At 54.4% G+C, this 24201-nt stretch carries 20 protein-coding genes, 1 tRNA gene and 1 pseudogene; 15 read left to right on the top strand and 7 right to left on the bottom strand.

Going from position 1 to position 24201, the window contains the following annotated elements:
- Position 1: 1 nt before the first annotated feature.
- The 6 genes from N5098_RS05620 (at position 2) to N5098_RS05595 (ending at position 5098) form a co-directional block, all read left to right on the top strand.
- Positions 2-790: a DUF7260 family protein gene (locus N5098_RS05620; RefSeq protein ID WP_267636743.1), complete on the top strand. Its 789-nt coding sequence runs from the start codon at positions 2-4 to the stop codon at positions 788-790.
- Between the two features lie 6 nt (positions 791-796).
- A complete protein-coding gene (locus N5098_RS05615) occupies positions 797-952 on the top strand; it encodes a hypothetical protein (protein ID WP_267636742.1) in 156 nt (51 codons plus the stop codon).
- A gap of 165 nt (positions 953-1117) precedes the next feature.
- On the top strand, positions 1118-2377 hold the full coding sequence (locus tag N5098_RS05610) for a PAS domain S-box protein (RefSeq protein ID WP_267636741.1): 1260 nt from the start codon (positions 1118-1120) through the stop codon (positions 2375-2377).
- Between the two features lie 102 nt (positions 2378-2479).
- Positions 2480-3595, top strand: coding sequence for a CapA family protein (locus tag N5098_RS05605; RefSeq protein ID WP_267636740.1), 1116 nt, complete (start codon positions 2480-2482; stop codon positions 3593-3595).
- Positions 3596-3883: 288 nt separating this feature from the next.
- Positions 3884-4618, top strand: a complete 735-nt coding sequence (locus N5098_RS05600) for a DNA-directed RNA polymerase subunit epsilon (RefSeq protein WP_267636739.1) — start codon at positions 3884-3886, stop codon at positions 4616-4618.
- Between the two features lie 45 nt (positions 4619-4663).
- On the top strand, positions 4664-5098 hold the full coding sequence (locus N5098_RS05595) for a dCTP deaminase/dUTPase family protein (RefSeq protein ID WP_267636737.1): 435 nt from the start codon (positions 4664-4666) through the stop codon (positions 5096-5098).
- Between the two features lie 32 nt (positions 5099-5130).
- Here N5098_RS05595 and N5098_RS05590 read toward each other — a convergent pair whose 3' ends face one another.
- On the bottom strand, positions 5131-7866 hold the full coding sequence (locus N5098_RS05590) for a hypothetical protein (protein WP_267636736.1): 2736 nt from the start codon (positions 7864-7866) through the stop codon (positions 5131-5133).
- A 610-nt stretch (positions 7867-8476) separates the two neighbouring features.
- On the bottom strand, positions 8477-9196 hold the full coding sequence (locus N5098_RS05585) for a GNAT family N-acetyltransferase (protein ID WP_267636735.1): 720 nt from the start codon (positions 9194-9196) through the stop codon (positions 8477-8479).
- A gap of 247 nt (positions 9197-9443) precedes the next feature.
- Here N5098_RS05585 and N5098_RS05580 point away from each other — a divergent pair, with 247 nt between their 5' ends.
- Both N5098_RS05580 and N5098_RS05575 read left to right on the top strand, forming a co-directional pair.
- A complete protein-coding gene (locus tag N5098_RS05580; protein WP_267636734.1) occupies positions 9444-10895 on the top strand; it encodes an ATPase domain-containing protein in 1452 nt (483 codons plus the stop codon).
- Positions 10896-11149: 254 nt separating this feature from the next.
- A complete protein-coding gene (locus N5098_RS05575; protein WP_267636733.1) occupies positions 11150-12976 on the top strand; it encodes a PAS domain S-box protein in 1827 nt (608 codons plus the stop codon).
- Between the two features lie 62 nt (positions 12977-13038).
- Here N5098_RS05575 and N5098_RS05570 read toward each other — a convergent pair whose 3' ends face one another.
- Together N5098_RS05570 and N5098_RS05565 are read right to left on the bottom strand one after the other, a co-directional pair.
- Complete coding sequence (locus N5098_RS05570; protein ID WP_267636732.1) at positions 13039-14244, bottom strand: Tm-1-like ATP-binding domain-containing protein; 1206 nt, start codon at positions 14242-14244, stop codon at positions 13039-13041.
- Position 14245: 1 nt separating this feature from the next.
- A pseudogene (locus tag N5098_RS05565) lies at positions 14246-14678 on the bottom strand (phosphoenolpyruvate hydrolase family protein); the annotation flags it as partial.
- A gap of 345 nt (positions 14679-15023) precedes the next feature.
- Here N5098_RS05565 and N5098_RS05560 point away from each other — a divergent pair.
- The 6 genes from N5098_RS05560 to N5098_RS05535 all read left to right on the top strand — a co-directional run bounded on the left by N5098_RS05560 (position 15024) and on the right by N5098_RS05535 (position 22650).
- Entirely contained in the window at positions 15024-16970 is a 1947-nt protein-coding gene (locus N5098_RS05560) for a sensor histidine kinase (RefSeq protein ID WP_267636731.1), read from the top strand.
- A gap of 276 nt (positions 16971-17246) precedes the next feature.
- On the top strand, positions 17247-18362 hold the full coding sequence (locus N5098_RS05555; protein WP_267636730.1) for an oxidoreductase: 1116 nt from the start codon (positions 17247-17249) through the stop codon (positions 18360-18362).
- A gap of 271 nt (positions 18363-18633) precedes the next feature.
- Positions 18634-19428 carry a hypothetical protein gene (locus N5098_RS05550; protein WP_267636729.1) on the top strand — a complete coding sequence of 265 codons (795 nt, stop codon included), beginning with the start codon at positions 18634-18636 and terminating at the stop codon, positions 19426-19428.
- 155 nt (positions 19429-19583) lie between these two features.
- Complete coding sequence (locus N5098_RS05545; protein WP_267636728.1) at positions 19584-19826, top strand: DUF7533 family protein; 243 nt, start codon at positions 19584-19586, stop codon at positions 19824-19826.
- Between the two features lie 362 nt (positions 19827-20188).
- Positions 20189-21406: an ABC transporter substrate-binding protein gene (locus N5098_RS05540; protein WP_267636727.1), complete on the top strand. Its 1218-nt coding sequence runs from the start codon at positions 20189-20191 to the stop codon at positions 21404-21406.
- A 2-nt stretch (positions 21407-21408) separates the two neighbouring features.
- Positions 21409-22650, top strand: a complete 1242-nt coding sequence (locus N5098_RS05535; RefSeq protein ID WP_267636726.1) for an ABC transporter substrate-binding protein — start codon at positions 21409-21411, stop codon at positions 22648-22650.
- Positions 22651-22705: 55 nt separating this feature from the next.
- On the opposite strand, the gene N5098_RS05530 is transcribed toward N5098_RS05535, so the two are convergent.
- The 3 genes from N5098_RS05530 to N5098_RS05520 all read right to left on the bottom strand — a co-directional run bounded on the left by N5098_RS05530 (position 22706) and on the right by N5098_RS05520 (position 23577).
- Positions 22706-23038 carry a hypothetical protein gene (locus N5098_RS05530; protein WP_267636725.1) on the bottom strand — a complete coding sequence of 111 codons (333 nt, stop codon included), beginning with the start codon at positions 23036-23038 and terminating at the stop codon, positions 22706-22708.
- Between the two features lie 60 nt (positions 23039-23098).
- Positions 23099-23338, bottom strand: coding sequence for a hypothetical protein (locus tag N5098_RS05525; RefSeq protein WP_267636724.1), 240 nt, complete (start codon positions 23336-23338; stop codon positions 23099-23101).
- Positions 23339-23502: 164 nt separating this feature from the next.
- Positions 23503-23577: transfer RNA gene (locus N5098_RS05520), tRNA-Ile, on the bottom strand.
- Between the two features lie 109 nt (positions 23578-23686).
- Here N5098_RS05520 and sufU point away from each other — a divergent pair.
- Complete coding sequence (gene sufU, locus N5098_RS05515; RefSeq protein ID WP_267636723.1) at positions 23687-24112, top strand: Fe-S cluster assembly sulfur transfer protein SufU; 426 nt, start codon at positions 23687-23689, stop codon at positions 24110-24112.
- The last annotated feature ends 89 nt before the right edge of the window (positions 24113-24201 follow it).

Genomic DNA, 24201 nt, shown 5'->3' with positions numbered 1-24201 from the left:
TATGTCAATAAAAGAAAATATCAACCAGGCACGCGTTCGTGTTGAAGATGAACAGGAAATCGTGGATGGCAAAATCGACGGATTTGATTCGTTTATCGACCGAGTGACCGAGCTTTCCGTCGAGTCGCCGTCGTCGACAGCCCCCGGTATCACGGCTACTGGCGGTGGGCATTTTGGTGCTGACTCGTCGGCGGATGACCGTTGCCGAGCAGTGCGGACCGCTTTTGCGGAGACGGTCCATCCACACAGTCTCAACGATATCGACGGCTCCGAATCGTTGCTTGAGACGATTCGAAGCGAATTTACGAACTCAGTTGCGGTGGCACTTGCCCCGACAACAGAAACCAGTTTCTCCACAGAGCTCAAAGAGATACTCCTCTCGGAAGCGAATGCGCGCCGAGCAGAGGTCTCGATATTCAGTCAAGTGCTTACAGATGAGACAACCCGTATCGACGCTGCCTGTGAGGCTGTCGACGAGATGACCCAGTGGATAGTGACTGTAGACCAGACACCACTGACTGACGAGGGGTTCGACGAGTTACGAGAGCGGCATGAGAGATTGTGTAGATATCGTGACCGCTGTGACGAACTTGTTCAGCAACGGCAGGCGTTTATACAAACGAGTACCAGCGAAAGTGCCGATATCGGGATTCAACACGAGCAACTGGTTTCGTATCTCTATCAGGATCTTCCAGTTGAGTATCCCATTCTGTCCACCCTGACACGTTTGTACACGGTATGTGCTGAATGTCAGGATGTCGTTCGTCAGCACCTACTCCGGAGGGCCTGATATCTGATGAGTCCAGGTCCTCGCCGACAACGCGGCCAACTAAAATCGTGGCTCTATCTCGCATTGTTTGGCTCAGCCGATAGCGTCGATGACGACGAAAATGACACGTTGTCGGACACAACTCGGAGCCAAAACACCAATGAGAACGCATCCAAAGAGTGAGAAGTGGTTCTGGCCGGGGCTGACAGGGGTCGATTCCGCCGGAGTGTCCGATGAGAGAAGATATCACGTTAGACTTTCGACGAGTACCTCCGCTCGTTGCAACTCGGTTCTGGACGGTCACTGTTCCTCAGCGGCCACAAACTGCCACAACGATGTGCTGATAAGATGAGCAAGCATAGAGAGCAACTTGTCGGTGCGCTGTTCGACGTGCTCGACACACAGGGCCATAGTGAGGCCCAACAGCTACTGCTTAAAACCTATCAATCACACGCAACGACGGACCGTGAAGAGTTGCTTGATCAACTCGTGGCTGACCTCGTGACGATTCTTCACCGTGAACTGACGCCACAGGAGGAGGTCGATATTCTCACCACTACCGTTGAGTACGTCGTCAATCGGTTCGTCTCAGTAATCGAGGTCGCACCTGTCGCCATTGTCGTTGTCGGGGACGACGGGGCAATACAGCTATGGAATCAAGGTGCAACTCGGATATTCGGGTGGGAAGAGTCGAGCGTTCTCGGAGAGTTCTTTGTCCAGTTGTTCCAAGACACGTCGGACACAGTGGCGTCGTCTGTTTCACAACTCGAAGAAGGAGAACATCTGACTGGAATCGAAACGCAGTGTCACCACAGAGACGGGTCACTTCTCGATGTCCGTCTGTGGGCTGCGCCGCTGTACAACCACGATGATACGTTCACCGGCGCAACGTTCGTCATCAGCGACATTAGCGCTCAAAAGCAACGAGAGCAGCGCCTTACTGTTCTCAATCGGGTACTGCGACACAATATCCGGAACGATATCACGGTTATTCAAGGCCATCTTGAACTCATCGCCGACACCATCGGAAAAGACAATGAACACATCGAGACGATTGAACGACACCTCGAAAACGTTGTCAGTTTGAGTAACCGTGCACGACAGATAGAGAAACTCCGAGACACTGAAAAAGAAGAAGCGCTTACAACGTTCTCGTTGGATTCTGTCGTCGACAATCGGCTAACCCGTCTTCAACAAAACTGGCCGGCTGTCCACATCGATACACCGAGTCAACAGCCCGCGCCTGCCGTTGCTCACGAACTCCTTCCCTATGCAATCGATAACCTCCTTGAGAATGCAGTCGAACACAACAATTCGGACCCTGCTCGTATCCGGGTTGAGTTATCGGAGAGTTCCTGTAATCCCGCGACGCATATCAGTCTCGTAATCGAAGATAATGGCCCTGGCCTTCCGGATATCGAGAAAAAAGTACTGACAGCGGAGACAGAAACCGCACTGTCTCACAGTACCGGTATAGGTATCTGGCTCACTCGTTGGATTATCCGCAGTTCCGGTGGAAGCCTTCACGTCGACGCAGGCCGTTTCGACGGAACGCGAATCACGATTGAACTGCGCCGGCCAGACTGTCCTGGCTCGTACTCTGAGTAGGAGAACAGCCCCAGACTACGACGCCACCGTAGTTGAAAACAGACCACTCATTATCGTAGTGCCAACAGTCTTAACTCACCACTGACCGACACGCTATACAGAATGCGGACACGTCGAAGCGTTCTGGCTACGGGATTTGCCGGTCTGGCCGGTTGTTCCGGTATCATCTCACGCAGTCACACCTCTAGAGAGACCGTCGAGTGTCTCAACGCAGGAGCGGCCAGTGCTCGTATTGGATTTGTCGGTGATGTAATGCTTGGACGGAGTGTGAACGAAAGGTGGACCGGGGGCGATCCGGCTGGGGTCTGGGGGTCAACACTGTCACAGGTAGAGGAGTTAGATGGTCTTGTGCTCAACCTAGAATGTTGCATTGCCGAAGATGGCGACCGCTGGCCGGGCAAAACGTACTACTTCCGGGCAGACCCGTCGTTTGCCATCCCTGCACTGGAGCGTGCAGGAGCTTCCGTGGTCTCACTGGCAAACAACCATACTCTCGATTTCGGCAGTACTGCACTCAGAGAGACACAAGCCCATCTTGACGGGGCAGAGATAGCATACACAGGTGCCGGCAAGAAGCGGAATACGGCAGTTGAGCCGGCTGTATTCGAGAGCAGTGGACTGACTGTTGCCACATTCGCACTGACTGACCAGTATCAGGAATACGCAGCTGGGAAAAGCGAGGCCGGTACCGCTTTTGTCGAACTCAGTAATTCGATTCCCTCGACACGACGACTTGTTCAGGATATTATTTCTCGCACACAGTCACATGACCCGGACCTCATTGTTGCGTCGCTTCACTGGGGCCCCAACTGGGAGACAGAACCCGACAAGACACAGGAAGGATTCGCTCGGTGGCTCGTCGAGCAGGGCGTCGATGTCGTTCACGGACACAGTGCTCACGTGCTTCAGGGGCTCGAAGTGTATCAAGGCCGGCCAATCATCTACGATGCAGGTGATTTTGTCGACGATTACGTCGACTACGTCGACAGGCAAGGCGTCCGCAACAAGCGAAGTGCGATGTTCGAACTGGTCGTCACCGACGGAACCCTTGACGAGTTGCGCGTTGTCCCGATACACATTAAAGACGAAACAGCGACGCTCGCCACAGGCGCAATTGCCGATTGGGTCCATGACACCATCGCCGAGCGGTCGGCCCCCTACGATGTCCAGGTCAAGCGCGATGGCGACGTGCTTTCGGTCCCGCTTGGCGAGTGCTGAGTGTGGCCTTGGATGATAGATTTTTGTGGTCGGTGCCGAGAGTGTGGCCGTATAGGAGTGACAATTGCTGGTAGTGGCAAAGGTTTTTTATATATGCGCCCCATATTATTAAACGAAGAAAACATACGAAATAAAATCGTTGCTTTTTTCTATCAGTTCACGGTAGCTACGGGTCCGGCAAAGATACTAGAATAGCTTCGAATCAGCGACCGAGATGCCAGCAACATTGCCTCCGACAACACAACCGGACCCCATTGCCAGTCAGACAGAGAGTCCACTCTACAATCTATGAGCGTTGAACACCCACCAGCGACCGAGAGCACACACGACAGAACAGACCGGCGCGATGACCACATCGGAGCAGTGGCCGCCAGAGTCGCCGACTGGTTGACGACAGCCACAGACGACCCGGCTAGCGAAACGCAATCTCTGGATACACAGCCACGACGGCGAGATATGGTCACCCCGAGCGCCACACGTATCGGCTACGCTCAAAAGCCAGAAAACGAGATGGCTCCGCGCGTTCGTGCCCTTCACGAGGAACGCCGTGCCGAGTTGCAAGGCAACAGCGACCGCCTCGAACAACTAGACGTTCTTCGGGTGACCCAGGCACTGTGTAACTCGCTTGACCTCTCCAGTTGGGAACGTGACCGCGTTCTTGGCGTCGTTTCGGAACTCGACCCAGCGGACCTCGGTGGCCACCGGACCATATCGCGGGTTGCGCTCGTCCTCGCTGGGCGGGTGGTCGATGCCGAACGAAACGCCTGGCTTGGGCTCGACGACAAAGAGTGGGTCAAGAGCCAACCGCCTGCACGCCTCCGTGAGTTGACTGACCGACTCCAGCGGCTTGCAGAGAGCGACGAGTACGCCCGCCTTCTCTCCGCGTGTGACCTGACGCCTGCCAGTGTAGACCAGCTTGAATCAGCGCTAGAACGGGAACTGGCCGACCACATCGACGACGCCGCGTTCGGCCGTTGTCCTCGGAACGACCCGGCACTCCCTGCCTTCGAAGGAACCATCTGAGAGTACCACGGTGGTTTAACATCGTTCGTGTTCGATATATTGGCCATGAGCGAGTTCACCGAACTGGTCGATGGAATCATCCACGAACCCACACAGACAGCGGGTCACGGTCTCGACCTGACTGTCGCCAACATCTACGTCGTCGAAACACCGGGGCGGGTCGATTTTGGCGGCGGGGAACTCGAAGACGCCAGCGTGAGCCCACACGAGCGCGAGAAGCGCAACCCCGACGACGACTACGAATGGTGGAATCTGGACGCAGGGACGTACCTTATCGAGTACAACGAGTCACTTGTTGGGGGAACAAGGGTGACAGTTCAGCCACGGGAAGCGGTGCTGGAACGCGGCGTCTCCCATCCAACAATTCGAGTGTCGTCGTTGCCACGCGTCCCACTCACAGTCGGCGGTGCTGGTCTCAAAATCAAGGAAAACGCACGCCTTTCGACAGTTGTCGACTCGGCACCGACACAGAACGCGTAACCGCTCGAGAAAGTTACTTCAGGTGGCCGACGTTACTTTTCGAGGCGGATTTCGTCGATTGCTGACTCCTCGCGGTAGACGATGGTTATCTGCTTGGGTTTCTCTGTAGCAGTTACGGTCGTCGAGTCTCCTTCAGTGACTGTTCCCTTGCCGTCCCAGGCGACAAGTCCGTCAGTTACCTGTGAGACGTATACGTCGAGGTATGTCGCTTTGATATCGTCGCCGCCGGCGTGTTTGATACGAACTTCGCTCTCGTCCTCGTCGTAACTCGCCTCAAACTCGGCGGTCGGAATGACGACGTGTCGTTGCAACTCGTTGTCCTCGGCGTCGCTGGCCCACTCGATAACGACAGTTGTTCCCGGTGAGAACGAACCCACTTCGAGTTCGTCACCACCTTCGAGCGTGTCGTACTCGTCGGTAAACTGTGCCTCCGTTTTCGAACCCCCAGCGCGTATTTGGAAGTGATTGGCTTGACGTGGGTTCTCTCCTTCGTATTTCGCAACGAGCGTCCCGTTACGAGTCTCGAAGTCGAAGGCGTACTGTGGCTTTGGTCTGTACCAGAAGAGAATATCGTTCGCTGTTGTTTGAGAGGACTCGTTAGCTTCAGTCCACACAACTTGAACTGTCAACTCCGGTGAGACATCCTCGACTGTCACACTATCACCAGCAGACAAGGTTTCGTGTTTCTCAGCAAATGGGTTCTCAGTTGGAGATTCAGTCGCTCCGAACGTTTTGACATCGATTCTCTCTGGGTCAGCAGATTCTTCGCCGGTGTACGTTAGTTCGACCTGCTTTGTCTTGAGATCATAGCTCGCCTCAAACAGATTCTCCCCGACGACAGAGCTTCTGAGCTCCTCGGTTGCACCGTTGTCTGACCAGCTAAGAGACACCTTCGTGAACGGCTCGACCGCCGTGGTCACTGTGTCTCCCTCGTCGAACGTAGTAAACTCGTCACTTGGCTGTATCTCTGCTGGCTCGTCACTGATACTGATTTCGAGCGCGTCCGCGGCAATCGACTCGCCGCGTCTGTGCGTGATTGTTGCTGTCCCGTTCTCGTCGTCGTATTCAATCGTGAAATTGACCAGAGGCTTGAGCACACGCTCTTGAATAACCGTTGACTCGTCACCGGCAGTCCACTCGACAGAAACTTTCGAACCAAGTTCGGCCGACTCAAGTTCGACGGTATCCTGACGTTCGAGCGTCTCGTGCTTGTCGGCCAGTTGTGTCTCCGCCGCCTCTCCATCGACGAGAATACGGAAGTTGCCGGCGTCACGTTCCGTATCGTCGAAATACTCCACGACCGTTGTTTCGTTGGGCTCCCGACCGATGTGTATCTGTGGTGGCCGAGCACGGTACCGAATAACTGTCTTCTGCGGACCGAACGTGCCCGCTGGCTTGTCAGGAATATCGAGTTCGAGGTGGACAGAGTCACGCAGCGTGATACCGTCGACAACAATCGAGTCGCCATTTGTCAGGTCGCCGTCGATAGACTCAAGCGGTTCGGTCAGTTTCTCATCCTTGTACTGACGCTCTCCATCGACCATCTCGTGCCAGTCATGTTCGATCAGGAATAAATCAGGGTCGACAGGCGTCTCGCCCGTGTAGGTCAGTTTGACTGTCTCTGCTGCTGGGTCAAACATCGACTCGAACAGTGTTTCTCCGACGACCTCATCGACATAATCGAAGTACTTCGTTCCCTTCTCGTTGACCCACTGGAGGAAGACATTCGCCACTGGTCCGGTGTCGACGGTAAGCGAGTCACCGCTCTCGAAGGTGTCTATGTTGTCGGCGGGCTGGTCGTCAGCACGCTCGCCGTTAATCCAGAGTTCGAGTGCGTCAGCAGGAATCGCCTCACCGTTCTTGTGTGTGAGCGTGGCAGTGCCGTCGGCTTGGTTATTCTCCAGCCGGATTGAAGCATCGGGCGACGCCTCCCGACTTTGTTCGGGTGGTGCCTCGATAACTGTCGAGACGTAGACAAAGTCATCATCAAACGTTATTTCGCTGTCGACAAGTGTACCCACTGCGATTTTCTGGATAATCTCCGAAACTTGATCTTCGTCAAGATCAGCCTCAGAAGCCTGTTCGAAGACGAATTCGTTTTTGAACGTTCCCTCTTGGCCACGGAGTGGGGGTTGGACCTCAAAGCCACCCCCGATCGATGCAAGATTCTCTGCTATCACCGGAGGGAGCCCAGAGGTTAGATCCGTAACATAAACAAACATCTTGTACTCTTTGAGCCGCTCGAAGGCCACATCAAGAGACGAAATACTGTCGAGGGCGGCGTCTGCGTCGCCAGTACCGACCTCGTAGCCAGTCCTCGCTACCTCAATACGACTCTCCTTGTCGGAGCCTTCAGCGAGTACAGCCAGACCGTCGGTGCTTGCGACTGCAAGCTTTTCGTCGTTAAGCGTGCTGACTCGCCAGCTATCAGTAGTTTCGACTTCGTCACCGGCCTCAATGCGGTCGAATGTGCCCTTGACAGCACTGATCGACACTTCCTCATCAGCCAAGGCCCAAGCAACGTGGTCAACGTTGTCAGGATCGAGCTCGTCGAGTTTGGCAATAGCACCGTGACCTCGCATTGACTCCGAGTCTTCAGAGACTTCGGTACGTGTCAGTCGGACGAATGTACCGTCAAGTTCCGACGGCGCGGGAATCAAATCGATTGCGTCGTCCGCTTCACTGCTCTCCTGTGCAGTTACTGTCCGACCGGCAAAAAGTGTAAGCGCAATACCTCCAGAAGTTTTGAGTATGTCTCGTCGTTTCATGGGGACCTCATCATGACAGTGAAGTGTCGAAGTACTTAGTTGTGTATCATTTTCTCTGTTTCAGAAATAGAAGTCAGCTCCCGAGACGGACACGGCTACCCACGATACCGAACACTTGCTTCAACTCGGCCTCACAGGGAGTTTGCAGCAGTGGTCTCCGCGCTGACGAATCCAAAGTTCCTGAACAAAGAGAGAGGAACAATGAAGCAGTCGTATCGGCGGTGTCGTAGGCCCTGTTCCACTTCCCGGCACTGCTGTCGTACTTCGCGGCCATGTTATAGACGACAGCCTCTCAGCGCGCTGGAGCCACTTCCCGTTGAGCGTCTAACTCAAAGCCGGTTCGTACTGGCCGTGCAGACCCATATCGAGGATACCATCCGACAGAGACAGCACCACCAAACAGCCATGACAATACAAGAAGAGTGCCATTGGCATCCAGATACCGACACAAAAACAGAGCTGTTCAATCTCAGGTATTTCTCGTCCGAGAGTGATGGTGTAGCTTCGTTACCGAGGTTGCGAACAGAAGTGTGACCGAACGTCGTTCGCTTGGATGGCTGGTTAGGAGAACATCCAAAGCAGTTGTACAACGGTCGACAGTCGCAGTCCTTTACAAGTAGGCGGCGTCCCAGCGAGTCGGTTTCCGCGTGTTCCCGCAGCCGTCACATTGGATACGACCCATCGCGTCCATTGCGTTGGCAAGCGATTCACACTTCGCACACCAGTAGCCGTAGTGCTCACCATCTTCCTCGGCGTAAACGAGGTGGAACTGACCAAGTGACCCCGACTCCGTCGCCGTGTGGTCGATATAGACCGTCGTCCCGTCGACATGAAGTGCCTCAGCATCTGTGTCACCTTCCGCATAAATCTCTTGGGCGTAGCTCGTCCCGTCAATATCGACGGTCTCCTCGCCGACTTTCTCCATTCCGTGACGTTCGTAAAATCCCCCACCTGCTGTGTTGACAGCGAGTACGCGCCCTAGCAGATTTGGGACGCCACGATTTTCAAACGTTGCTCTGACCTTCTCAAACAGTCGTTCGCCGTACGACTCTGTTCGATAGGCTGGGTCGACGTGGAGCCAGTAGAGTTCGGCCGTCGATTCGCCGGTCTGTTCGGCGTCTGCAAAGCCAACCACTTGCTCGTTTTGTTCGGCGACGAGCAACAGCTGTTTGTCTTGCTGAACACGCTCATCAAGCGTCTCCTTGGCGTACCATTCATCCACAGCCGCCGTGATAGTAGTTGGGTCAAGGGGGTACGAGGCTTCGAGCGAGCGACGTGCAACATCTCTCAGTGCTGGTTTGTCATATGGTAGCGCATCTCTTATATCCATATGTGGTATTCGTTCGATTGGTCCATAAACGCTGTGGCGGGTGAGTGGTGACTTGTCGAAACTGTTCGACACGATAGGACGGCAACACTCTATCGAAGACCCACGTCATTGTATTGTGCCGTCAAACCCTTCTCGAAGAGTTCTGTGAGTGGCATGAACACCGACTCCAAGAACGCCCCACCCTCTCAAATTCACTACCGACACAGTGCCCGACAAGATAAAGTATCTTTAAAACAGGTATATAATAATGAAAATCAAACGTGTTTCGACCGGCAGCGAGGGACTAGATGAGGTGTTGGCTGGGGGCCTCATCAACAACCGGAACGTTCTCGTCCGCGGGCCGCCGGGCGCCGGCAAAACGATTTTTGGGCTCTACTTTTTATCAGCGGGCGTTAAGGCTGGAGAGGCAAGTCTCTATGTCAACATGGGCGAGCCACAGACGTACGTCGAAGAGACAGCTGAGACGTTCGGTCTGGAGGCTGAGGAGATTTCTTTTCACAACCTCTCGCCAACAGAGGAAGAGTTCACAGAAGACAGCTCTTACTCGCTGTTTGAATCTGCCGAAGTAGAGCAACCGGAGTTCGTCGCTCACCTCCGTGAGACAATTGCCGATGTCAACCCTGACCGGGTGTTACTTGACCCGATAACAGAGTTCCGGTATCTGACGAGCGATGAACGGCAGTTCCGGACAGGAATTCTTGGCCTGCTCGACCATCTCAAGGACGTGGACGCAACAGTGATGCTCACCTCACAGGCTAGTGGGGCTATCACCGACGACGACCTGCAGTTTCTCGTCGATGCGGTCATCTCGCTTGAGGTCGACGAGGGCAGTCGAGCAGTGACTGTCTCAAAGTTCAGAGGCTCTTCGTTCCGACGTGGTAAACATTTCTACGGAATTAGCAAGGATGGGTTGACTGTTTGGCCGACACTCGTCCCGGGCAAACAAACGCGGGAAGTGCCAGCTGGCACGCTGTCATCAGGCGTCTCAGAACTCGACGAGTTACTGTACGGCGGCATCGAGCAGGGGACCGTAACAATCTTGAGTGGTCCCACAGGTGTCGGGAAGACCACGACTGGGTTGCAGTTTCTGACTCAAGCCGCACTTGGTAACAAGAAAGGCGTTCTCTTCCAATTCGAAGAGTCCCAGCGGACACTTCAAAAGCGGGCCGACGCCATCGGTATCCCATTACAGACTGCACTGGAAGATGGACAGCTTTCTGTCGTCGAGATTGACCCAAACGAGTTCACAGTCGGTGAGTTCGAGCACATGGTCCGAGAGACAGTCTCGGACGGGACAGAGGTGGTGATGATTGATGGAACACAGGGCTTCCAGCAAAATCTCCGTGGGATCGAAGACCCGACGAGCGCACTGTTGCGAGTTGGTCGGTTCCTGCGGGCTGTCGGTGTTTCGACGTTTCTTATCAACGAAGTCCACAACATTACTGGCGACTTTCAGGCAACGGAGGAACGGACAAGCAATCTTGCCGACAACATCGTTTTCCTGCGCCACGTCGAGTACGGCGGTGAGATGCGGAAAGTTATCGGAACGCTAAAAATGCGAACGAGCGACTTCGAGCGGAGCCTTCGTGAACTCGAAATAACAAAAGACGGCATTCAAGTTGGAGACCCCCTGCCACAGCTTCGGGGCATTCTCACGGGCACCCCGGAGTGGAATCCCTCCGGTAGTGAGACGGAGTAGCTGTTTCGCTTCTCGACAACGACCCAACAAGGGTACAGCGAGGAAACACAATACATTCCCGGCAAAATCATGAACGGATCTCAAAACACGCTAACACAGATGGACCGCTTCTGTCCGCTTTCGAAGCACGTGGACAAGCGTGTATCTAACGACAGAACGCTGGCCCACGTCCGGCACCGAGTACACGAAATCATTAGCGAGGCGTCACCAGTTGGACTCAACTGTTGTTCGGTCAACAGTGCGGTGGTCTCATCATGACTGTTCGTCAGGGGTCGTTTGACGAGCCGGGGCCTGACTCCGAGGCAACACGGATTCTCCCATTGCTTACCGGAGATGGAGACCAGCGCCTACTGGTCAACTGGGTTGAGTCACACGAGGTATACACACTTGTCTCGCCGGATGAACAGGTCAGTTCGGCTGATTTCGACTGCTGTATCCTCGATGGGGATGCATTAAAAACGCATGGCGAGACTCTTCGAGAGAGAGAGAGAAAGCGTGAGGCTGAATCGGTTTTGTTGCCGTGTCTCTTGCTCCTTCCAGAAGCGGATATCTCGGTTATCAGTACAGACCAAGGCGAGATTGCAGACGGTGTCGTCTTTGAAACCGTCGACGAGGTCGTGTCGATGCCAATCAAGAAAGCAGAGTTAGAGTGGCGGACAAAGGCATTATTGCGTCTTCGGTCACAGTCGCTCAAACTCGACAGAAAACAACAACAGCTGCGGAAGTTCAAGCAGGCAGCAGACGCGGCCGGGCACGCTATCTATATTACTGCTCTCGATGGGACTATCGAATATGTCAACCACGCATTCGAGGAGATGACTGGCTACGCGTCATCTGAAGCACTAGGGGAAACACCACAGATGCTTGATTCCGGGGAAATGAGTCCGGCGTACTTCGACCGGTTGTGGGATACAATTTCTGGCGGCGAGGTCTGGAAAGAAGAAATCATCAATCAGCGAAAAGATAACAGCGTGTACCACGCATTTCAGACGATTGCACCGGTTATGAACGAACACGGCGAGCCGATAAAATTCGTCGCCCTGCAATCAGATATCACACAACGTGTCGAGGCCGAGCACCGACTTGAGCGGTTCAAAGATATCGTTGAGCGTGTCGGCGATCCAATTATGTTACAAGATTGTGATGGGCGTTTCTGCCTCGTCAACGAAGCTTTAGTGGAGTACACTGGACACACCAAACAGGAGCTTCTGGGCAAAACAGAGTATGCGTTTATGGACGAGGAATCAGCCGCCCGTATCGAGGCACGCAAGCAACAAGTCCTCACACAGGAGCACGCAGTTCAGTATACGATTTCACCCAGTTTCTCAACGGTTGAGTCTGCGACCTTCTCGACAATCCGATATCCCTACTACGGGGAAGAAGGAACAATCGAAGGGACAATTGCAATCTGTCGGGATATCACAGGTCTCCAGACCCGAGAAAACCAGTTGCAAGTAATCGATAGGGTGCTCAGGCATAATCTCCGCAACAATATGACGACAATCGGGATGTTTGCCGAGAAAATAGCAGCAGCAAACAGCGGTGAGACGGCCACAGACGCTGAACGAATTCATGCGACAAGCCAGAGAATTAACCGCACTGTGGAAAAAGAACGGAAGATTACGAAATTCCTGACAGAACAGCCAGGCGAGCGAACCGTCGACCTCGTTACCATCGTCGAATCTGTCTGTGGCAGGATATCAGACAAATATCCGGCAGCAAATATTTCGTGTGACCTGCCAGACGCCTGTGCAGTACATGCAACGTCGACACTCGAACAGGCCTTTATCGAGTTACTGGAGAATGCAGTAGTCCATTCGGATAAAAAAGAGCCATCTGTCGAGGTACAGTTATTGGCAAACTCCGGTAACTCAACACTCCACGTTGCAGACGATGGGCCAGGTATCCCCGAGATGGACCGAAAAGTACTGACTCATGGCACCGCAATCGAACAACTGTACCACGGGAGCGGTCTCGGCCTCTGGCTTGCTCATCTCATTGTCACGTACTCGGATGGCACGGTAACATTCAGTGAAAATGAGCCACGAGGCAGCGTCGTCACAATCCAGTTTCTGTCATAGTAATGTGCCGTTGTGCTTGCTGAGTCAGTTTCGGCAACGCTACAAGCAGAAACACTGCCACCTCAGTCACGCATCGCTGCCATAAGTGCTTTTACGAGTCGCTGAGCGAAAGCCTCGTCGTTGATGTCAGTCTCGGACTCGATAAGTTCGACATCGTCGTTTAGATGTTCTTTGAGTGACCGAACAAGCGCTTGGTCAGCTGCAGGGTTGTGAAAGCTCTCACCGGGGACATCAAGCAATGAAAGTCCACCCCGTGGTACTGCAAGCGTCGTCGGCCCGGTGGCTGCGTTGAGTTTGTCTGCAATGAGTTTGCCGAGTCGTTTGTTCTCTACTGGGGTCGTACGCATCAACGTCACCTGTGGGTTGTGACTGTGGAGCTGCCGGTTCTCGAATTCCTCGGGGACAGATTCGCGTGGTCCGAAGTTAACTATATCCAGTGCACCCAGCGAGACAACCTGTGGAATAGCAGCCTCGCCAGCAGCATCAAGCCGGGCCGAGCCAGCCGAGAGAACTCCGCCAACGAGTTCGTCTGCAAGTTCGGTCGTCGTGACATCGAGGACGCCGTCGATAACCCCTTCACGAACCAGAGACTCCATTGCCTGCCCACCGGTTCCGGTAGCGTGGAAGACAATCGTTTCGTACCCCTCATCTTCGAGAGCGGTTCGGGCAGCCTGTACACACGGAGTTGTCACACCAAACATCGTGATACCGATTGTCGGTCCAGTATCGACCTCGACAGCAGGGTCGGCGGTAGCCATACCAACAACTGCCATCGCAGCGTTTGTGATGACCTGTCGGGAGAGTTGGTTTAGTCCTTCCACGTCCACAACAGAGTTTATCATTGCAATATCAGTTGCTCCAACGTACGGTTCAGTATCTCCCGACGCCATCGTCGAAACCATTACCTTCGGAACGCCGACAGGAAGTGCCCGCATCGCCGTGGTGGCAATCGATGTGTTCCCGGACCCACCAAGCCCGAGAACGCCGTCGAGAACGCCTTCTTCGTGAAGCTGAGTTGCGACGGTCGCCGCACCATCAGCCATCACCTCGATTGCCGTACCTCGGTCGGCGTTGTTACGAACTGCCCCAAGTGACGTGTCGGCACCGGTAGCAACTTCACTTGCTGTCGTATCAGGCTCGAATCCTGGTTCGTCAAGAATTCCCGTATCGACGACGTGAACCGCTGTACCGCTGGCTTCAAGAACATCTCTGGCAAACGCTATCTCTTCGGCTTTCGTATCCAGCGTTCCGATGAGAACAATAGCCATCTTACAACTCTATCTGTTTGAACTCTCGTGCCTGCGTTTCGATAGCATCTTCGGTCGGACGTCCTTCGAGATTCGACGCTCTAGAGAAACCGACAACACCAGCCGTTTCGGGAAAGATGTATTCGGCATCGTCAGGCCAGGCAGTTGGTCCGCTATGACAGGGACTCACCACAGTTTCAGACGCCGCCTTGGCAGCATCGTGATGTGCCTGGACGCGCTCAGCGAAAGTATCAGGCTCAAGTACCGTTTCCGCGCCACTATCACCAGATGTTATCAGTCCCATGTGGAACAATGATGTCGGCACCTACTTCGGTTATTTGGCGTGGTTTGGACTCATTGAAGACGTATGGACACGTGAGCATGCCCTGTTCAGCGGCCTCCTGAATTATATCAACTTCCTTGTCGTATCCTATCTCCGTCGTCTCGATGTTTTTAAATAATAGAGAACACAGTGACCGCGAACTTATGAGACACACACCAGACGTATGAGAAACCAACAAAGACACCTACCAACGACTGTGTGTTGGATATTTGCCGAGTCAGACTGCAAAACTCTGTACAGCCATGCTGGAACACCGGGGCAGTTCCAAGCGAAAAACAGCCCAACGTTGGGGCGCTACTCAGACACAGCAGGCCAGACAGAGACCGCCTTCAGACAGGGACAGCGGAGTCGACGCGACCACAAAAAGGTTATACACGTACAGTCAGCTAGTAGTTCCAAGCACAGTTGTCTCGTCAGGTCGGGCATATTGCGGTTTATTGAATCGCAGTGAAATCGAATGACAGGGGGACAAGGAGATAAGACACGACAGTCCGAAGGGTGGCACTCCGCTGTAGCTGGACCACCACAACAGCCCATCAGTATCCTGTACGTCGGCGATGAGTGGACTGACGACATTGTAAGCGCTATCGACGCTGGGTCAGAGAATTTGTCTATTACGACTGTGACGACCTCTGAGACAGCGCGAACAGCGCTCAATTCGGAGTGTTTTGACTGCATCGTCGTTGAATACGTTTTCCCAGAGCAACACGGCACAGAGTTTATTTCGGAGGTTAACGGGTTTCTTTTCGAGGGGCCAACGACTCTTCTTGCAAGCGCAAAAACAGAGCCTAGCCCGGGCGCAGTGGTAGACGCAAATATCACGGCGTACTTCCGGGCCGAGCAGTTATCGGCTGGGTACACCGAACTCCGCGATCGTATCGAGACGCTCGTCCGGCAGAACCGGTTACAAAAGCGCGAGCGACTTGAAACCGCCTTCGATATCGCTGATATCGGTGTCTGGGAGTATAATACCGAGACAGGTAAAATCTGGCTAGATGAAACCGCTGGGACAATCCATGAGTTATCGGGTGAGAGATGGCTGACACTCGACGAGCTTATTAGTTTGTACACACAGGAAACACAAGCGACAGCTACAGAGGAATTTCATAGAGTGACACAGCAGGGATCAAGCGTTGATGAGATACTGCAATTAGAGACCGAAGGCAGGCAGTGGGTCCGTGTTCGTGGGCAGCGCGTGCCCAGCGACGACTCGTGCATTCGTGTCAGAGGATACTGTCAAGATATTACACACCTCAAACAACGAGAGGAACACTTCAAGGTGCTTCACTCAGCTGGACAAGAGTTAATGCAAGCAACGTCGCGAGATGACGTTGCAGAGATAACCATCGAAGCAGCGAAAAACATTCTCGGATACGCTAGGGCAGTCATTCGTCTCGTTGACGAGAATGAGACGGTACTCCGGGTGTATGCGACAACAAAAGAAAACGTCGAAGCCGCTGGGCAGCGCCCGGATTACCACGTCGGAGAGGATGTCCCGGCTGCCCGGAGCTATCGCCGTAATGAGTCCGAAGTCTTCGACGATTTGGCTGGAACCCAAGACGAGTACGAACGGGGGACGTTACGGTCGGGGCTGTACGTACCAATTGGCGACCATGGAGTGTTCAGCTGTGGCGATCCAAAGACCAACGCATACGATCGGACGGACAGCCAAATTATGCGCATTTTGACAAAGCTCGCCGCTGCTGCCTTGACCCGGGTTGAATCAGACCGGATACTTCGCCAGAAAAAAGATCAGCTCGAACAGTTCACCGGAATCGTGGCCCACGACCTCAGGAATCCACTCAACACAGTGGTCTCTCGTCTCGAACTTGCACGCAGGGAACCGGGGGCAGGCCATTTCGAGAAGATAGAAGACGGCCTCACGCGCATGGAAGCGATGATTGACGACCTGTTGACGCTCTCTCGTGCGGGCAAAGCAATCGAGGATGTAACAGCCGTCTCACTCAAAAGCGGTGCAGTAGAGGCATGGCAACACGTCAATGCAGAGAGCGCACAACTGACTATCGAGGAGAGTGTAAATATCAACGCAGACCGCGAACGGCTATTACACATTCTAGAGAACCTCTTTCGGAATGCAATCGACCACAACGAGCCGCCAGTCACAATCACTGTCGGTCAGATTGAGGACACCACCAGCGATATTTCTTCGACGACCGGCTTTTTCGTCGAGGACGATGGAGGAGGCATTCCGACAGATCAGCGCGAAGAGGTATTTGACCACGGCCACACCACAAGTAGTGACGGAACAGGGTTTGGACTCTCGATTGTGCGCCGGGTGGCCGAAGCACATAACTGGGATGTCAAACTGACCGAAGGAGACGACGGCGGTGTCCGCTTTGAGTTTACGAACGTTGAGATAGCCTGGGGGTGGGCCAGTCGATGACTACGGACGCTATGATGTTTTAGCAGCTAGCAAGTTTACTGAGTCGGACAGTGACTAACAGTACCGGTCACTGAATCAAACTACACCGAAACGGGTCAAGCAGAGCCCTCGTGAACCGTTTCGGTACTCCCATCGGTCGCCACCAAATCAGAGTTGGCAATAGCGAGAGAGGGTAAAACGGGTCTCTGAAAGCGATAACTGCGATGGTCGCGGTGCTGGCTCTGGCAGGAACAAAGCGAGTGGACTATTCCGGTCAAACACATAGCTACTATCGACATGTTGTTCGACTCAACGTCGCTGAAAGATTTGACGCTCGACAATCGTGTCGGCCTGGCACCGATGACTCGGGTAAGCGCGACGGAAGACGGGTGTGCGACCGACGAGATGGCGCAGTACTACGCAAAATTCGCCGATGGTGGGTTTTCATTTCTCGTCACAGAAGGAGTCTACACTGACAACGCGTACAGCAAAGGCTACCTGAGCCAACCGGGACTTGTCACTGCCGACCACGTCGATGCGTGGTCGACAGTGGTCGCCGCTGTGCACGATGCTGGGTCACCAATCTTTGCACAGTTGATGCACTGTGGGGCCCAAAACCAGGGGATGCCACCCTCCGAACCACAAGAGACAATCGCGCCCTCGGCGGTCCAGCCAGAGGCTGAAAAGTCCGAAGCGTACGGCGGGAGTGGCTCGTACCCAGTGCCAGAGCAAGCAACCCACGACGACCTCGACACGGCGCGAGAAGGATTCGTTTCAGCTGCCAAGAATGCTGCTGAGGCTGGCTTTGACGGTGTCGAAATACACGGTGCAAACGGGTATTTCCTTAACGAATTCCTCTCGTCAACCATGAACCAGCGCGATGACGAGTACGGTGGTGGGCCAGAAGCACGTGTCAGGTATCCAGCCGAAGTCGTCTCTGCGGTCGCGGATGCCGTCCCCGAAGAGTTCGTTGTCGGCATTCGGATTTCACAGACGATGGTGACTGATACTGAACACCAGTGGAAAGAAGGAGAGGACGCGGCGGCGGTGTTCTTCGAGGAACTGTCGGCTGCCGGCGCAGATTTCGTACACACGACCGAGCCCGACGCGACAGTCTCTTCTTTCGGTGAGGCTGGCTTTTCGCTCGGAGAGGCTGCCGTTGAGTACGTTACTGACGACACAGTTGTCATCGCGAACGGGGGGCTGGGAACACCCGAGGCCGCACGCAGTGCGCTCGAAGACGGTGCAGACCTCCTGACACTTGCGACAAGTGCACTTGCAAACCCGGACTGGCCGACTCGGGCTGCTCATGATGATGAACTGGTTGAGTTTGACTACCGAAAGTTCCTCCGTCCGGAGGCGACCATCTCCGAACACGAACTCCCAAACAATACGCCTTCATCTAACAACTGACGATCACCATTCGCGGTACAGATTGTAGAAGTGTTTTTTACTAGAGGTTGCCGAGGCCGCGTATTGAAAACGTTCACCGTTGGCTCAGCGTTTCTTATCCATGCTGTCCTAACAGGTGTGTTGACGGTAGATACTGTCACTCACTTAGTTTTCTGTAACCAAATACTCAATCGAGTTAGTCAGTGTCAGACAGAAGTAACGTTTTATTAATCACTCCGAGACACACACCCACCATATCTATTTTACAGTTCACCTGCGAGTATGACAACAGATGTACTGGGATAGCGAGGCCGTTGAAGAAGTCGTCATCTATCCGAATGAGGTTCCTGCACAGGATATCAGTTCACCGATTGAATTCGTCGCAAAGACTGATGTGGAGCACACAGAACAACGGCGGCGCGAACGACAGCGCTTTCTCTCGAAAAGCTATGACTACGTCCCGGTACGGCCGTACGACTTGCGAGAGTATCTTGACGTTGCCGATGATACGGTAAACCAAGTTGACCGTGCCCAACACGTCTCGTATGAGAGCACTGTGCTACGCTGTCTTAACGTCCTGACCGAGTATCCATTCGTAATTGTCACCCATCCAGATACGGCCTGTTACAGATTCATGACTCTCGCGGATCTAAACAGCCGTGTTGCTAAACAGCGGCTGTATCCCTATTTTGCGAAGGTAGCCAACTCGGTATCCAGGTTTCTCGAAAGCGAATTTGGGAGCGCCGAGTTAGCTGAGGTTTATGCTGACAACCGCAACACAACACGAGCTATCAAACGCTGGCGTGAAGAGCAGGATGCGAACACGGAGCTTCATCTAAGCGAGTTTATGAATTTGACGGACCTGAAGGTAGTTGTTACCAACATCAGCCGTCTGCGAACCGGACTGGGATTCACCTCGAAAAACAGTTGCAGAGACTGTTTCGACTCAATAGCGAGATACCGGAACAACGTGATGCACGCAAATCGCTCATTAGTGCATCAAACCGAGGACGCAACAGCCCTAGCGGCAGCAATTGAGAGGGCGACTAAGCTTGCGGCCGACTGTAACGCTCTTCTCGATGAGTGAATCGTCTGTATTACTCATTTCAAGAGACGGGTTTTTGGACGCATCGCACTACACTGGGCCCCGAAATTGAGTAGGTAAACGCATCAGCGAGGTATCGCAGTCCAAGAGGTCAAGAGAGCGTTAACCGTATGTCTACCCCACATTTAGGAGTGTTAATGGCACGAGGGATTCTAGAGATGTTCGGGTGGGTGACAATTGCTCTCGTTGCGATTCCGCCCGCATTTGCTGGTGCAGGAGTCCTCATTGACGGCAATCTTACAATCGGAGCCACACTACTTGGTGTGGCATTCGCGATGGTCGTCGCCGACCAGTACATCACGACACCCAGCGATTTGCCAGCACTGTTGGCTAGCAAACTCGTCGGTATCGTTGTCCGCCAACCCGACGAAGAAGAGTAATCTGTTTTTCGAACTGGCTATCCACATGTCTCAAGGTGATTATCAAAGCTTAGAGCTGCCGATTTAGTGGCAAAAGTCAAGGCTGGCGACTTCTCGACACTCTGGAAACACTCCCCCATTGGCGCCATCGGAGCCATATTCTTCTTCACAATCATGCATGGAAGTCTCTCTTTCCTGTTGTAGGTGCTCTGTTGAATAGCGGTGGTTGGCTATACCAGTTGAATTTGGGCCTGCTCGTGAGTGGGTGAGCCCCGCGATCTCAGAGCTGAAGACGCTCAACCCTCACTCAGAGAGGACTATTCAACAGAACAGGCTGTCGGAGTTTCAAAACCATTTTAAGAGTTTAGGCTGGCCTAAACAGTATGGCAGACGATTCAGAACATTACGAGGCACCGAAGCGCAGGGACTACATGAAGTACGGCGGGGCCATCATCGGCGGCAGTCTTCTCGCCGGCTGCTCGGGCAATACTGATCCAGCATCCACTTCGACCGACACAAACGAAACCACTGGTTCTCAGACAACGGCTGAGGACGAGTCATATTCAGTGACGATGTCGCCTGTCGGGACGGTCGAATTTGAGGAACCCCCACAGAGCATCTTCACTGTCCTCGTCCATCACGCCGATATGGCACTCGCACTCGGATACGGCGACGCCATTAATGCGATGTACACCCAAGAGGACTTCGACAAGCTCTACCCAATATTCCTCGAACGCCTCGATGGCGTTTCCGTCGACTGGTCGGATCTCGCCAATTCTTGGAATGCGGGCAAAGAGACACTCTATAATCTCGATAGCGACATTCACCTCACGGATCCGGCGTACGTCGCCGCGCAGATGGACAGTTGGGACACAGCGGACATCGAAGAAGTCCGCGAGAACATCGGCCCCTGGTTCGGAAACACACTCAGCGGGCAACACAGAGAAGCTCCGCAACCGTGGGCCGACGAGTACCAGTACTACACGCTCTGGGAGATCTTCGAGAAAGTCTCGAAGGTATTCCAGGAAGAGCGACGGTATCAGGCACTTTCGGAGATCCACTCGAATCTCATCTCGACCATCCAATCGAACCTCCCGCCACAGAAGGAACGTCCACGGACGGCACACGTACATATCGCCCGGACCGGCCTGAGCGACGGAATCTGGGCGTACAGCCTGAATGCCCCAGGGTTCTATCGTTCGAGTACCCGCCCGCTCAGAGCGAACGATGCCTTCCCGGATCTTCAACGGTTCCAACGGATCGATCGGGAAACGCTCGTCGCGGCCGAGCCGGACGTCATTCTCCGCACCGGTTCGATGGGAGAGCGTGGAAACTGGGTCGAGATCGAGAACGAACTCAAAAACGATCCGGTTACACAAGAGATTCCGGCAGTCGAGAACGATAGGATCCACCCGCAGGCGATCCAATACGAGGGTCCGATTCTGAACCTCTTCCAGCTGGAAATGGCCGCCAAGGAGCTGTATCCCGAGCAATTCGGTGAATGGCCGTCATACGATGGCGGCCTGTATCCCGACTTCTCGCCCGAAGAACAACTGTTCAACCACCAGCGTGTAGCGAACATCATCAACGGAGATCTCTAACAATGAACGACGACACCGAAACCACCGAGGCACCGACGCGCAGAGACTACGTGAAGTATGGCGGGGCCATCATCGGCGGTAGCTTGCTGGCTGGCTGTACCAGCGACTCCAGCTCGGAGGGGACGCCCACCCCGTCGGAGACGGGCACCGACACTGCGACACCCACCCAGACCGCGACCGAAGATACCTACTCGGTACGGATGGCGCCGATGGGCGAGGTGATCTTCGAGGAGGTCCCTGAGACGGCCTACGCATACAGTCCGCACTACGCCGACATGGCGGTTGCGTTCGGTCACAGGGACGCCATCGCGTCACTCGGGGCTCCCGACGCGTACGTGACATCGATGAACTACTACTATGACGCCATCGATGGGGCGTCGATCGAGAGTGATGACCTCAGAGCAGCGTGGAGCGACGGAGTCGACAAGGAACTGTTCTACGACCTTGATGCGGACGTCCACTTTCAGGACCCGTGCTGGCTGAGGAGTTTCGCACAGAACTGGGAGCAAGAGGACATCGAAGAGGTGCGAGAAAATATCGGACCCTGGTTCGGAAACCGCTACAGCCGTGAGCACACGCAGCCACCCGAAGGCTGTCGCGAGGACTACCGATATTACACCCTGTGGGAACTCTCGGAGCGGGTCGCTGGGGTCTTCCGCGAGGGCCGACGGTTCGAGGCGTTTCGGTCTGAGTATGAGGAACTGTACGGCAGGATTCGGGCGAACCTCCCGCCGGAGTCCGAGCGACCGACGGTCGGCCTCATCGTGTTTAGTGACGGTACGTTCCGCCCCTACAAATTGAATAACCCTGGGTTCGCCAAAGCTCACCTCCGACCGTTCGGTGTTCAGGATGCATTCGCCGACAGCGACCAGACATACAACGAGAACGAAGACGGACGCCTCGACTATGAAGCGATGCTGGCAGCCAACCCGGACGTAATCCTCCACAGTCAGGGTATCAGCGGCTTTTTCGACGTGGCTGCGATTCGCAAGACGCTGGAAGACCACTCCGTCGGAAGCGAACTCACAGCCGTACAGAGCGACCGCGTGTACAGTTCCGGGACGCCGTTCCAGGGACCCCTAATGCATCTGTTCCAACTTGAGATGACGGCGAAACAGCTGTATCCGGACATCTTCGGAGAGTGGCCCGCCGATGGAAGCGAAGACTCCTATCCGGAAATCCCGGTCGACGAACGGCTGTTCGACCGTGAGCGGGTCGCGAACATCATCAACGGAAAGTTCTAACGATAAAAAAAACAGTGCCGCGATTCAACACGAAGTACCGAACGCAGAGATGCTATCAAAGGCAGTGGGGCAATTCTCGGTGGCGGCCTCCTTGGGGGCTGTCTGGGCGGCAGTGACGACTCATCGACGACGGCACTCGCCGCCACCGCGACCCTGTACGCTCGTATTTGAACAGCACCTCAACACCGTATTCGTCACAGATGCGCTTCGCACGGGCAAGCGCGTCTACTTGGGACTTTTCGCGTCCACCGTCCAGTTCGGTATTCTGGTCGGTGACGGTTATCGTGTACTGGTCGCCAGTCTGTTCTACGATAACGCCGGATTGTGTCACCTCGTGGAAACGGTCGTGGACCGATACCGTCCTGTTCAACGGCTTGGTAGACTTCACGCTCGGCGTCGGTCAGTTCCGCCAAGTCATCCTCGAAGTTGAACAGCGGCGACTGGTAAGTCACCGCCAATCACCCCCGAAACACGCTGGATTCCCACAGAGCTTGTAGTGCCCCAAGTAGGCGGCGGCCGGAACGGTCGTGTACTCTTTCTCTGATTCCCGAGTCGGACACGCCGGGCGCGTGTCGTCGCTGTCAGGGTCCGGGCGGTGGAGTAGATCGGCGTATCGAGACCGGTTTCTCACGACAGTCTCGGAGACATCCTGCTCAACCTCTCCGGTGACCGCTTTACTCACGGCCATCGCCTTCGGCTAACGCTAATCGCCCGACGGTGTTGTAATCGGTAGCCGAGTGAGTGAACGTAACATTTTTCGGCCGATTCTGAGAACGTGAATCTGCCGAATTATAGCATTTCAGACCCGCTATACCCGGAGGTAAGTGGGTCAGTCGTCGGGTAAAATGGGAGTGGGCCCGGGCGGATTTGAACCACCGCATACCCGGTTATGAGCCGGGGGCTCTTACCAAACTGAGCTACAGGCCCGCTGTCCGGGCATACTGGGTCATCGAACTAAACTCTATCGCATCGGTATCACCCAGAAAAGCCCCTGACGGAACTCTTTTACTGTCACCGACACAAAGAAAAGATAGCTATGGGAATAGGCGGCTCCGACATGTACCGACAGCAGATTTTGGACCACTACAAGAACCCGCGGAACTACGGAGAGCTAGAGGAGCCGACGTTCACCCACGTCGGCGAAAATCCGATGTGTGGTGACACGATCGAAGTCGACGTGCAACTCGACGACGAAGATGAGGTCATCGAAAACCTCGCGTTCCGAGGCGACGGCTGTGCAATCTCGCAGGCCGCTGCCTCGATGCTTTCGGAGATGCTCGTCGGTAAGACTATCCCCGAACTACAAGAGATGGACCGCGACGACATGACTGAAATGCTCGGGGTCGATATCTCGCCGATGCGTGTCAAGTGTGCTGTTCTCGCCGAAAAAGTCGCCAAAGATGGCGCCAGTATCTACTTTGGCGAGGAGACAGACATCGAAAAGACCACCATCGAAGACTAAGACACAGCAGTTTCTCCACGTATTTGGTTTACTCCGTTACACAGATTGACCGAGGACTGGTGTGTCAGTAGTATTTTTACCGCAGAGCC

It is taken from the genome of Halovenus rubra (assembly GCF_026586665.1).
In the GTDB taxonomy this organism is placed as follows: Archaea; Halobacteriota; Halobacteria; order Halobacteriales; family Haloarculaceae; genus Halovenus; species Halovenus rubra.
This window is presented reverse-complemented; position numbering and strand designations above follow the sequence as displayed.